General features: G+C 59.1%; 7 protein-coding genes. 4 read left to right on the plus strand and 3 right to left on the minus strand.

Annotation, left to right across the window (positions count from 1 at the left end; genetic code table 11):
- Nucleotide 1 precedes the first annotated feature (1 nt).
- Nucleotides 2-7,864, minus strand: coding sequence for a DUF1800 family protein (locus IPK32_01295; GenBank protein ID MBK8090655.1), 7,863 nt, complete (start codon nt 7,862-7,864; stop codon nt 2-4).
- A 211-nt stretch (nt 7,865-8,075) separates the two neighbouring features.
- Between IPK32_01295 and IPK32_01300 the strand changes: the two genes are divergently transcribed.
- The 3 genes from IPK32_01300 to IPK32_01310 all read left to right on the plus strand — a co-directional run bounded on the left by IPK32_01300 (nt 8,076) and on the right by IPK32_01310 (nt 10,360).
- Nucleotides 8,076-8,546, plus strand: a complete 471-nt coding sequence (locus tag IPK32_01300; GenBank protein MBK8090656.1) for a helix-turn-helix domain-containing protein — start codon at nt 8,076-8,078, stop codon at nt 8,544-8,546.
- A 143-nt stretch (nt 8,547-8,689) separates the two neighbouring features.
- Nucleotides 8,690-8,878 (plus strand): hypothetical protein, encoded by a 189-nt coding sequence (locus IPK32_01305; GenBank protein ID MBK8090657.1) that lies wholly within the window; start codon nt 8,690-8,692, stop codon nt 8,876-8,878.
- Nucleotides 8,879-8,977: 99 nt separating this feature from the next.
- On the plus strand, nt 8,978-10,360 hold the full coding sequence (locus IPK32_01310; protein ID MBK8090658.1) for an aspartate aminotransferase family protein: 1,383 nt from the start codon (nt 8,978-8,980) through the stop codon (nt 10,358-10,360).
- Nucleotides 10,361-10,465: 105 nt separating this feature from the next.
- Here IPK32_01310 and IPK32_01315 read toward each other — a convergent pair whose 3' ends face one another.
- Nucleotides 10,466-10,912, minus strand: a complete 447-nt coding sequence (locus tag IPK32_01315; GenBank protein MBK8090659.1) for a hypothetical protein — start codon at nt 10,910-10,912, stop codon at nt 10,466-10,468.
- A 27-nt stretch (nt 10,913-10,939) separates the two neighbouring features.
- Nucleotides 10,940-11,767 carry a hypothetical protein gene (locus IPK32_01320; GenBank protein MBK8090660.1) on the minus strand — a complete coding sequence of 276 codons (828 nt, stop codon included), beginning with the start codon at nt 11,765-11,767 and terminating at the stop codon, nt 10,940-10,942.
- 117 nt (nt 11,768-11,884) lie between these two features.
- Between IPK32_01320 and dhaL the strand changes: the two genes are divergently transcribed.
- A complete protein-coding gene (dhaL, locus tag IPK32_01325; GenBank protein ID MBK8090661.1) occupies nt 11,885-12,562 on the plus strand; it encodes a dihydroxyacetone kinase subunit L in 678 nt (225 codons plus the stop codon).
- Nucleotides 12,563-12,586: the final 24 nt, after the last annotated feature.

A 12,586-nucleotide genomic window follows, 5' to 3' on the forward strand; every position in this document is an offset into this window, starting at 1 on the left:
ATTAGCGCTGGATGGTGAAGTCGGGGCTGGTGAGGATGAGGTGCAGGATGGCACGGAAGCGGTCGCGGCGTTCGGTGGCGCTGGGGGTGCCACTTCCTTGATTGTAAATGACCTGGGAGGCGTGTGCGTTGGTGAGGCCGGCAGTCGTGGGTGCAGATGTGCAAGTGAGGCCTGTGACGGAGAAACGTGCTGACGGGGTTTTTGGATCACTGTCTTCATCGATCACCGTGATCACACGCGTGCTTGAAGTGCTGTTTAGAGTGGCCGAAAAGGTTCCATTGGTCACACCACTGATACAGACGCTCTGCCCTGTTGCATAGCCGTGTGGCCCAGCCGTGTTGACGATGCACGGATCGGTGGCTGGCACCTCTCCTGGAGTAATGGAGGCGATGGGCTGGCTGACAAAGTTCCGAATGCGGCTCTTGGTAGCAGAGGTGAGCTGATCGGAGGTGAGCAGCACGCTCATGTGATTGATGAGCGTGGCGATGTTCTGATTGTGCGTCCAGGGCACGCCAGTGTTGGTAGCGGTACCGAGGCCGAGGTTGGTGCCTGCATTGCCGGTGATCCAGGAGGAGTAGTCCATAGTGACGGCGTTTTCTCCACTGGTGGTAGCAGTGCCCCCTGGATTTGGCCCACGGAATCCACTATAACCGTTGGTGGTACCGGGATTGAAAATACCATCGTAGAGGAAATTGGCCTGACGCACAGTGGTGGTTTCCGCTGTGAGTTGGAATTCCGGCGTGGTGATGCCCTGGGAGGCCAGTGAGCCGGGGAATTTATACTCAGGCAGGAAGAAGTTGAAGACAGTATCCGCATTGACGGGCGACTGCTCGAGCGTACCGTCAGTGCTGCCAACAAAGTAGGAGCTGGAACGAGAATTGATGGTGCCGCTGCGGGTGAGCGGCTGAGAGACCAGCGGGAACTGGAACACACTGTTGTTGCCCTGATTGTTGCCCCAGCCGGTGATGGCGCTAGAGATGATGAAGGTGTAGGTCTTCAGATCGACAACGGTGTCCACGGTGACGACCTGATCGATGGGTGCTGGGGTGGCCAGGGAACCATAGACATTGAGCTGCACCTGATCACCGACATTGAGATGGTGATCCTCATTGGTGCGCATGGTGACGCGGCGGTCCTGCGGGGCGGCGAGGCCAGAGGCAGCGATGGTGAGGCTACCGGGGGAGAAGCGTGGGATCATGCAACTGCCGCTACGGGCAGCGGTGGTGACTTGACCAACAGGAATCTGAAACGTGAAGTTGGGACCATTATCACCGTTGTTCGTGGCGCTAGGGTTGGTGGCGACGGTATAAACGGCCCCATCAAGACCAGCGACGCCGTCGGCCAACTGGCCGGAACCCGTGCCGACATTGCTGGTGAAGTCGATGAAGAACTGATTGCCGACCTGTAGCCAGTGATTGCTCATGGTGACGGTGCAGGTGGTGGAGTTGGCAGGGATGCTATACGCCGTCGCACTGGTGTTTTGCATCCAGTTCGTAGCTTGGACGGTGAAGGTGTCAGTATCTACGCTGGTGATGCCGTAGGCGCCGGTCCAAGGGGCCACCCCCGTGCTGGGTGTGAATTCGAGCAAAACGTTGTTTCCAGTAGCCAGTTTATGAGCCGTGCCTGCGGGCGTGAGGTCGATGGTAATGGTGCGACCGCCGGTCTGACTGTAGGTGCCCGCAAAAGTGCCGGGGCGGAAGGCACGGCCTGCGGCGGCGACACGCATCAAAGGCTCACGTTGCTTGCCAAAGGCAGGCTTGGTGATCTCATTTGGGCTACGGGCCTCGTAGTCGAGCAGGATGGCCTTGATGACCGCCTGCATGTCCCCACGGACGCCGTCTCCACGGTTGTTGAATTTCTGCACGACGCGGTAGAGGTAGCCACGCGAAGGATGGCTGGTGACGAGGCGCTGAATGAGCTGGCGGCAGATGAAGGGGCCAATATTCGGGTGATCAAAGAGCTGCTGGTGAGAGAGCTCAAGTTCCTGACTAGCGAGCTGCTCATAAGCGGGCTGGTTGAAGTGGGTGGTGTTGTGCGTGGCGAGCGGATCGAGCGGCTGGCCGCTGAGGGTGGGCAGGCCGGGGAAGACTTCGTTGTTCAGCACACGTTTTGCCCCGGTGTAGTGGCGGGCAGGCACTTCACGCATGAGGCCCATCCAGTTGGCTGGAGCATTCAAACCGGTGCGATAGGCACCCATGTAGCCATCCGTCCAGCCGGTGAAGACGTGGGCAAAGCCGACGATTTCACGCTGCGTATAGGTATCGATCGGGGTGTCCTTGGAGGTAAGCATCAGGGTGCCGTCCGGCCATTGACGGTAGAGACCGACGGAGAAGAGCTGCTTGATCTCGCGAGCGTAGTTTTCATTCGGGATACGGCCAACGGTGATGTCCGGCTTGTCGTTGTTCTTCATATCGAGGTAGCGGCCCATCGCTGGCGTGAGCGTGGTGGTCTCGAGGATGTCGCGGAAGTTGCCAAAGGCCCCTTCGTTGAGCTTGTCATAGAAAAAGGCGATGGCCTCGCCGCGATTGTCGAGCGGCCCCTGGCCGGAGATGACATGGATTTCACTCAGAGCAAACGCGATGCGCTGGCGGAGCTGGTCAGCGTTTGAGATGGAGTTACGCCACCAAGAGTTGAAAAACAGCGTCTCATCGAGCTGCGCGCCGCCCTGGGCATCCGCACGGCGAGTGCGGAGCACCTCTGGCAGAGTCTGCGAGGCGGATTGAGCGAATTGAGCGTCGATCCATGTTTCGTAACGACTGGCGGGATACTGGCCAGAACTGCTGGAGGGCGAGAGAGCCTTCAGGGCGGCGATGTCGGCGATATTTGGGCCAAAGCTGGCCTGCGTGAGGAATCGAACTGCGCCAACATCGGTATTGCTGTCGTCCGCCCAGGTCGGCGGTGCGGGCGGAGGCGAGAAGGTGCGGGAACCATTGGCGAGGGTGAAGTTACCACGGATTTCGCCGTTGAGGTTCGCTGCGGTGTGCAGATTGATGTAGGCTTTGCCCTGTTTGATGAGCTCGCGGATATCATTGGCGGTCAGAGCACCGACACCGACGATGGTCCACTTATGCGAGCCATCTGTCTGAGGTCCATCACCAGGAGGCGGCTCGACGCCGTCGTAGATGATACCGGAGGGTGCTGTGAGGAAGGGGTCATTGTGGACGTGCCAATCGGTGACTGGTCCGGTGAGGCCGCTGTAGTTGAAGGTCACATAAGCGACGCTTTCATCCTCCGAGAGACGCATGGTAGCCGTGCCTACGCCATTGGTAATGGCACCGCCTTGGGAGAGCATGGTGGCGATGTAGAGTGTGCCAGGTGTGCTGCCAGGGGCAGGTGGCACATAATTGGTGATCACATAGCCAGGAACGACCTCGCTAGCAGCAGTGGTGGGCTCGCCGGGCTTCGACCAGCCGAGGGAGAGGCTGTCGCTGCCGGTGCCTGTTTTGTGCAGGATCTCGAAATAGTAGCGTTTGCCCTGTTCGAGGGCCATCCAGGGCGATTTGGCCGTCACGCCGCCAGTGACGGTGGCTCGCTTGAAGCTACTGATCGTCTCGTCGTCGTTGGAGAGCCAGAACTCGGCCGAATCACTCGCATTGAGCCAGAAGTAGTAATTGCCGGTCGTCGGCGCAGTGATGTAGCCACGCATGCGGGCTCCAAAATCGTCCGCAGCGTCCGTGGGAGCCTGGAGGCTACTCAGATTGCTTGTGCTGCTCGGAGCCGTGCTTAGCGGAATGCTGGAAATACTGGTGCCTGCGATCCCAGTCCACATTTCACGCATCACATTACCACCTGCGGCTTCTACATGGAGATCGAGCACCGAAGTGGAGGTTCCAGCGGCATTTGTGATGGTAATGAGGATCTGGTAATCACCCGCCGTGGTCGCCATACCGGAAATAATGCCGTTGGCATAACTGAGGCCATCTGGCAGTCCACTGACGGTGACTGTGCCGCCATTGCTACCGAGCACCGAGTAGCTGAACGGACCACCGACCATTGCTGTCGCCGTCATATCAGCCACATGCGCCGGAGGAGCCTGCGGAACATTCTCAGGATAGAGACGCTCGATGGGGATAATCTGCTTCGGCTGACTGGCGCTCATCCAGTACAGTTGGGCGCGAGCATTGCCGGTGCTCTCGTAGTAGTCGAGTTGGATGTCATAGCGAGTGCCACCGACGACGGGGAGGCGCACATAGCGCTCATTGCCCATGGAGGACCATTCTTTGAGCGGTTTGTTGACGATTTCGAGGCTGATGTTGCCGACGCTGTTGTTGGCATTGCGGCCAGCGTAATGCGTCAGCGCCATGGCTGTAGTCTGGGAGGCGGGGACAGTCGTAACACCAGGTGCCATGAAGAGCATGGAACTCGTGGAGTTGCTGAGGCCTGTAGCATAGCCCACGGTGAAGGTCGTGCCCGTGTGGGCCGTGATGGTCTTGTAGGTGTAGATTTCATTCGTCAAATTGCCTCCAGTCGGATCAAGCACCACCTGCATGCCGGTGGTGAGCGTATTCGCAGGAAGTCCCGCTGCCGTATAATCCACCACAGTCACCCCATCGGCACTGTTGTAAGTGTAGGTAGCGTTTCCTGCTGGGAAGACGGAGGCGACGACGATGTCGCGGTTGTCCGTCACATTGATCGTAGCCGTTCCTGCCGTCTCGGAGGCAAAGGTATTGATGCCAAAGCTCACCGCGAAGGTGTTCGTGGTCGGCGCGGGGCTGGCGAGGATCGTGTAGCGTAGGTTGGCCAGGGTGTTGGCCGTGCCACTGGTGGGATCCAGTTCCACGATTTGGCCCGCAGCATAGCCACCAGGTGTGACGGTGGTCTGGGCACTATAGTTCACCGTCGCCACTCCCGTAGCCGCGTCATAAGTGTAAGTATTGGCCGTAGTCTGGTTCAAATTCCCACTGGCAGGGTCGATGCGGATCGTCTCACCGACGACAAAGCTGCCCGGCTTGATTCGGGCATTCACATAGTTGACCAGGATCGCGCCAGTCGTGCTGTCGTAGTGGTAAGTGCTGCCGTCGTTGTTGGTGCCGGGCAGTGTTTTCATCTCCTGCACCTGACCATTGAGCTTCAGAGTACAGCCATCATCCGCCTGCACGATGAAGGTGTATTCTTCGGTGAACTGTGGCTGCACCTGCCCGTTCCAGCGGATGGAGAAGGTGTCTGGATTGATCAGCGCCACATCCGGCGTGCCCGTGCCCCAGACGCCGTTGTTCTGCTCCGTCACATGATTGAATGTGCCCGTGCGGGCCGGGGAGCCGGAGAAGGTCGTGTTGGTATAAATGAGGTTATAAACTCCGGTCGTGGTGCTGGCAGAGTTGTTCAGCACGAAACCACTACCCGTCACGTTGTTCGTTGGGTGCAGGAAGGCCGTGAGCGTAGTGTTGGCCTGCGTGGTGACGCCTGTGGCCGTACTCAGCAGGATCATGCCGGGTCCGATGGCAGAAATGGTGGCATTTGTCGGCAATCCCAAGCCCGTGATCGACATACCCGTCGCTAGACCGTCGATAGAGGGCACCAATACCGTCTGGCTGCCTGCCGTAGTGGACGCACCCGCGATGGAGACAGGGATGCCACCGAGGCGGCAGGTCAAATCCGTGCTGGTCTGTGCGGTGACACCCGTGCCAGTGGTGATCGTGATCGTCGTGGTGCCGATGGCGGTGATAAATTCATTCGCTGGCAGACCTGTGCCTGTAACCGACATTCCTACATATAGTCCCACGACCGAGGGGACTGTTACCGTAGCGCTACCGGCTGTTGTCGTCGCTCCTGTCAGCGTCACTGTCGTCTGAGGGATGGGCACCGTAAAAGTCGTGGTGCCATTGACTGCCGAAATCTGAAGCGTGCCATTATGCGTGGAGGTAGCTCCGGGCCTGAAAAGTGGCCCAGAGGAGAAGGAAAGCCCAACATTGTTACCGACCGCCAGAGAGTGCCCGCCTGTCGGGGTGATCACCACGTTCCCGGAGGTGTAGCTGTAGCTCATCGCCTGCGTGTGCGTGAACTGGTTTGCCTGCGGTATGTTGACAAAAGTACCCCCATCCATGTTCCACTGGAGGCGGCAGCGGGCACTTCCGGTCGTCTCCACCATCTCCACCCGCATCTTATAGCGCTGCGCTGGGCTGCCAGGAATGGCCAGTGCATAGGGCGAACCGGAAGGCGTCGCTTTGAAAGTGCCGATGACCTCGTCATCTGCCACACCGTCCTCCGGTGCCCCCGTGGCAACGGTGTCCCATCCGTGCTCCACCACCTGCTCACCAGGCAGATCGAAGGAGCCGTTCAAATTCAAGTCGATGAGCACCCGCGCCTTGTCATCCGCGTCGAGCTGGAAGCGGTAGTTCCCTGCCGTTGTCGGATTCAGATATGTCTCAAAGGTCGTGGAGTAGTTCTCCGGCACATTCATGTGCGAGATCGTCCCCGCGTTCGGCGTGCCGTAGATCCAGTCATTGTTCACCACCTCCAGGCGCTCGATCAGGCCAGGATGAATTGGCTGGATACTGAAGTAGCACGTACTGGTGCTATTCGTCGGCAGTCCAGCTCCAGGCGGTAGTGCGATGGTGAAGGTGGCTGCCGTTTTCGCCATCACGAGGAAGTTCTGGTGATTGTACACCGCTGTATTGAGATTCCCGCCATTAAAGGAGAACTTCACTTGCGTGGTATTCGGCGTCAGCGCCGCCAAGAGCGTTGCTAACCGGGTGGGCGACACGCCGGTCGGCGTGATGACCGCCGTGCCCGTGAAATTCGGAGTCGAGCCTGCCCGCGTGAACTGATAGTTCCCGTAGTCCCCAAAGTTCGCGGCATGAACATAAGTGCTGCTCGAGTGATCATAATAGCGTGCTGTCAGCCCCGTGCCGCTCACCGCCGTGGTATTGCCGATAATTACGGTCGCCGTGTTCTTCGCGGGGTCGATCACGGGGGGCACATAGGCACCTGCAGTGGCTGTCGTCAGCGTCGCAGTCACCGACTCACTGCCCTCCACCGAGCTATCAGCGATGGGATTGATGAATACCTGCTTGGATTTTTCTCCAGAGCCAAAAATCAGGGCCGTGCCCGGTGCCGTGTAGTCTGCTGCGCTGGTGGCCGTGCCGCTGAGGGAAAAATTCACCGTAGCCGGGATCAATGCCCGTGTGCGTGTCACGGTGAATTGGCCGCTCTGAGGGCCATCTTCGGATGCCTGCGTCACCGTGCTGGTGATGCTCACCTTATCCTCCACCGATACCTCTGCCAGCAGCTCATCCGCGTCCGACACACCATCAGCATCGGAGTCGGCAGAATCAGGATTGAGCCCCGTGTGCAGTTCCACCCAGTTCGAGGCTCCATCCGTATCCGAGTCCACCTCTGTCACCTTCAGCTTATAGAAGCGCTTTGTCCCAGCCGCCTTGTTCACCGTCACAAAGGTCGGCGTCCCAGTCGGACTGTCCACCGCAGGCACATAAAAGGCCACTTCGGGGCTTTGAAGCACTCCATTGATCGAGGTGATATTCTCCACCGTCGTGTAAGGACCGGTCAGCAGCGTATCGCTCACGACCTCGTATTTTTTGCCACCCTCTGAGTCGAAATGAAAAGTCACCGCCGAAGCAGACACCACCGTATTCCCCACACGCAGACAGTCACCCGGTCTGCGCGGATCGGTGCCAGAGACCGACTCGATCAAGTTTGAGCACCCGTCGCTATCCGTGTCCGCAGTCGGAGACAGGCCCCAGCCATTAAAAATAGCCTGCCACACATCGCAGAGCTGATCTGGCCCACCCTGCCCTGGCCCGGTGGAAAAGGAATCCGTACCCGCCAGCAGAGGACCCGTCACGAGGAGCAATAAGGCTGAGGCAGAGAGGTTGGTCAGACGGCGCAATACGCGAGGTGTCTTCATAGAGTCAATACGATGGGTGAGAGGCAACGGAAAGAACTGGCTTTCAGTAAAAAGCACAGCATGCCGGGGCCGTCATAAATGGACGAATTAGGCGAAGAATAGTCAAAATAGCATCACCCCGTCAATACCTTAGTTTCACGGCCAAAAGCCATCGTTACGCCCTTCATCCCAGCCTTGCCAGACGGGTCATCCTCGCCAAAAAGCAGCCCTCATGCCCCATCCGCGAACCAAAGTCAGCCTCGAAACCCGGCAGGAAATGCTCAAACGAGCAGATGCCGGCGAAAGCTACCATGACCTCGCCGCAGCCTACGGAATCAGCCGCCAGCGTATCCAGATCCTCCACCAGCGTAGCCAGGACCCCATTTGGTGCCTCCCCCCCACCAACATCTCTGAAATCCAGTTTGCCAAACTCTGCGCCGAACTGGAAAAAAACGCCGCCAAACGCCCCAAAAAAGGCTGGAGCCAAGACCACGTCCGCCAGCTCGCCTACCAGCTCTTTCATGTGAACTTAGACATGCGCCACCGCCGTGGCGATCTACGTGTCAATGGCGTCCAAATCGGTGCCCCACTCAAAAAGGACGAGCTCAGCACCATCACCGACCCCGGCTTTCGCAAGTATCTCGCCTCCCCATTGCCGAAACCATCCGCGAGCGAGAAAAAATCTGGTACGAGGCCGAGTTAGAACGCCAAAAGAACTACAAGCCGCGCCTGGGCCGCCCGCGCAAAAATCCCCTGCCCGAGCCCGCTCCCAGCAGCCAAACCACGCCATCCACCGCCCCCGATGAAGACGAAGATGATGGCTTCGACATTGGGAGCATCGAAGACATGGAGCGCAGCGTCGCAGAAACCCGCGCCAAGCTCGCAGCCCAGGGCATCCACCACGGTCCAGGCAGTAGCTTAGGCCCTGCGCTCACCCCCTGGCAGCGCCAGCAGCAGCAATACGGCATCCGCACCGGAAAACACGCCCGCAGCAACCAACAGCAGCAGCAAAAAAAGAAAAAGAAGCGCCGCTGATCCCAGAGTCTAGCTCACCGCACCTGCTCACAAAAATACCTTCACTCGCATCAAAGCGAGTAGCTAGGCCATCGCCGCCCGTGCATGCTCCGCCCCATCATGGGCAAAGAATACAGCACCACTCCTCAAACCGTCCCACACGTGCAGACAGCGCATCGCCGCATCTGCACGCCAGTCCCGCATCCAGACTCCCTCCCGCTGCTGGAGCGTATGCGCCAAGTCGAGCCCATCTCCATGCGCGGCATGCCCCCCATCATTTGGGACAAAGCCCGCGACATCCACATCTACGACAAATACGGCAACCAATGGCTCGACTGGAGCAGCGGCGTCCTTGTCACCAACGCTGGCCACGCCGCCCCAGAGGTTTGTCAGGCCATGATCGAGCAGATCCAGAGCGGCCTCATTCATAACTACGTCTTCCCCAGCGAAGAACGCCTCGAAACCGAAGAAATCATTGCCTCCGTCTCGCCCGACGGGCTCAAAAAAGTCTTCCTCCTCAGCAGCGGCAGCGAGGCCACCGAGTGCGCCATCAAGCTCAGCCGCGCCCACGGCATCAAAGTCGGTGGCAACACCAAAATCGGCATCATCGGCTTTACCCGTGGCTTTCACGGCCGCACCCTCGCCAGCCAGCAAGCAGGCGGCATGGCCGGGCAAAAAGCCTGGATCGTCAACGAAGACCCCGCCATCCTCAATGCCCCCTTCCCTGACGGCTACTGGACCGAGGACACCAGCTTCGATACTTTCCTCAAAACCATCGCTGATCGCAGCCTGAAGCCCGAAAACATCGCTGGCGTCATCATGGAGAGCTACCAAGGCGTCGGCCCCGACTTCGCACCCGTGGACTACGTCCAAAAACTCCGCGCCTGGTGTGATCAACATCAGGTCATCCTCACCTTTGACGAGGTACAAGCCGGATTCGGCCGCACCGGCAAATTCTGGGCCTTTGAGCACTATGGCGTCACGCCAGACCTCATCTGCTGTGGCAAAGGCATCAGCTCCGGCATGCCCATCAGTGCCGTCATCGGCCGCCAGCACATCATGGACCACTTCCCCGCAGGCTCCATGACCAGCACCCACACCGGCAATCCAGTCTGCTGCGCCGCCGCCACCGCCAACATCAAAAAAATCCTCCGGGAAGACCTCACCGGCAATGCAGCCCGCCTCGGCCCCATCCTGCATCAGCGCTGTTTAGCTATCCAGCAGCGCCATCCGCAGCTCATTGGCCACGTCACCTGCGCAGGCTTCGTCGCAGGCCTCCAGACCATCCTCCCCGGCAAAAAAGAGCCCAATCACGACCTCGCCCACCGCATCATCGAGCTCTGCTACCAGCGCGGCCTACTCCTCTTCGCCCCCGTCGGCGCCTGGGGCCAGACCGTCAAGATCTGCCCGCCGCTCACCACCACCGAAGAAGCCCTCCTCGAAGCCTGCGACGTGCTCGACACCGCCGTCGATGATGCCGTCGCCGAGTTATACCCCGGCTGATCGGAGACTAGGCACCCCAGTCATCCTGTCTGGTGGAATCCCAGCAGCAGATTGGCAACAGCATGCAGTCCTGGACTGGACTGAGTGACCGCAGCAACCAGCGCCTCAACGATACCCATACGCCAGTGCCCATAGCACCGGCTCACCTTCCGTCTTCGATTTCATCTCAAAAACCACCTTGTAGGTCCCTGTCTTCGGCGGGTTCACCCGCACCGTGAGGAAGTGTTTAGTCACCTTGGTGTCCATCTGCACCTCCGTGCCTTTTTCATCAAAGACCTTCAGATCCATCGTGACGTCATCCAGCGCTGTCCCTAGCCACAGCGCATACTCATTGCCTTTGAAAAACTGGTGTGAAATCATCAGCTTCTGCCCGCCTTTCACCTCACCATTCCAGTATTCTTCACGCACGATGAAGCCCTCCTTCACAAACGCATCAGCGGCCTCCATCGCGTAGTCATGGCTCTCATCCACCGTGGCGGAAACGGACATAGGCATGCACAGCAGCAACAAAGCCGTCGTGAGCACTCGGATGGGGGAACGGAACAAATTCATGATGATTCGGGTCAAAAAATCTCGCTGTTATTTCTTTGCCATGATCTCGACAAGGAGCCCCTCACAGGTGCTGCTGATGTCACCCACGGCATCCTTGGTGAAGCCATCCACCGCGCCTTCCATCTTGGCCAGCACGGTGCTCAGACCTTTTTGGATCGACTTCACCAGCGCATGCTCGCGGGTAGCGGCAGGCATCTTGGAAATCGTCGCCACAAAGTGCTCCACCAGCATCGGCTGATTCAGCAGTTCCGCACGGTCTGCGGAGAAGTTTTTTCCCACCACCGAGGTCACAGACGCCGTCCCACGCAACCAGCCACCTAGGCTCACGCATTGCGACAGATCCGCATCCTTCATCTCCTCCATCGTATCCTTCACCGTCTTCTGTGTCTGGTCGAATTCACGCCGGATCGCACGCCAGTCGGACTGATCCGCTGCATTGAGAATGCTCTGCGCATGTGGCAGCACCGCTTTGGAAATACCCAGTGCCTTTGACAACGTGATCACATCACGCCCGGCATCCTTCACCGCCTCCTTATCCTCCGCCTGCACAGCGACAAAGCCCTCCGCCACCACCTGGCCGAAGATCAGCGCCAGCTTCGTCCGGTCGCTCGATGTCGGCACCTCTTGGTCGCGAATTTCTTGCTTCCAGTTCGGCTCACCCAGCTTATCCAGCACGGAGAAAACCTCACTCGGCACCGGCACCACCACATCATCCACCACACGGCCTGGGAAGGTCAGTGGGTCAAAGCTCTGCACCGGTTGCGCACCCTGAGGCGCGGCCTGCGCAGCACCAGAAATCAATAAGGCCGCCAGCAAGGCGGGGGACGGCGAGAAAAGGCGTTTCAGGTCACTCATAGCGGTGGGATCAGACGCGGTGAATGAAGCCCTATTCGCAGAGCACCGCAACTTCTTTGACCGCCATCACATACTCGCATCGTTGCGAATCATGGCACGCCATTCATAGAGCAATGCGTGTTTGACAAGCTCCCCTCCACCCGCACTTATCCGCCCGCCATGCCAAAAACCGCCCTCCTCCCTGCCGAAGTCACCGCCATGCTCATCCAGGCCGCCGATGCCATCATCGCCGCAGAGCCCATGCTCTCCGAAGCTGATCGCAATCTCGGTGATGGCGATCACGGCCTCGGCATGCAGCGTGGCTTGACCGCCGCCAAAGAAAAACTCTCCGCTGGCGGCATCGACAGCATCGAAAAAGCCTTTAGCACCACCGGCATGGCCATGATGAGCAGCATGGGCGGTGCCAGCGGCGCCATCTTCGGCACCTTCTTCCGCAATGGCGGCAAAGCACTCGCGGGTCGCCCGCAGCTCGACGCCGCAGGACTCGCCGCTTTCTTCCAAGCAGGCGTCGATGGTGTGAAGCAGCGTGGCGGAGCCGCCGTCGGCGATAAAACCTGCGTCGATGCCATGGAGCCCGCCGCCGTCCGTGCCAATGAGGTCGCTCAGAGCTCTCTCGCCGATGCCATCACCGCCATCGCCGCCGCTGCCGAATCTGGCAAAGAAGCCAGCAAAGCCATGATCGCGAAATTTGGCCGTGCCAAGACTCTCGGCGAGGCCTGCATCGGCCATCCAGACGCAGGTGCATGCTCCGTCGTCGTCATCATCGACGCCATGCGTGACTACATCCTCGCCTGAGTGAAAACGGAGCACACTGGCGCT

The sequence above is a fragment of the Verrucomicrobiaceae bacterium genome, assembly GCA_016713035.1.
GTDB lineage: Bacteria > Verrucomicrobiota > Verrucomicrobiia > Verrucomicrobiales > Verrucomicrobiaceae > Prosthecobacter.

Excerpts from the sequence above, each read along its gene's own strand:
- IPK32_01315 (MBK8090659.1), bottom strand. The coding sequence starts at position 10,912 with ATGAATTTGTTCCGTTCCCCCATCCGAGTGCTCACGACGGCTTTGTTG.
- IPK32_01310 (MBK8090658.1), top strand. The coding sequence starts at position 8,978 with ATGGGCAAAGAATACAGCACCACTCCTCAAACCGTCCCACACGTGCAG.
- IPK32_01300 (MBK8090656.1), top strand. The coding sequence starts at position 8,076 with ATGCCCCATCCGCGAACCAAAGTCAGCCTCGAAACCCGGCAGGAAATG.
- IPK32_01295 (MBK8090655.1), bottom strand. The coding sequence starts at position 7,864 with ATGAAGACACCTCGCGTATTGCGCCGTCTGACCAACCTCTCTGCCTCA.
- IPK32_01320 (MBK8090660.1), bottom strand. The coding sequence starts at position 11,767 with ATGAGTGACCTGAAACGCCTTTTCTCGCCGTCCCCCGCCTTGCTGGCG.
- IPK32_01305 (MBK8090657.1), top strand. The coding sequence starts at position 8,690 with ATGGAGCGCAGCGTCGCAGAAACCCGCGCCAAGCTCGCAGCCCAGGGC.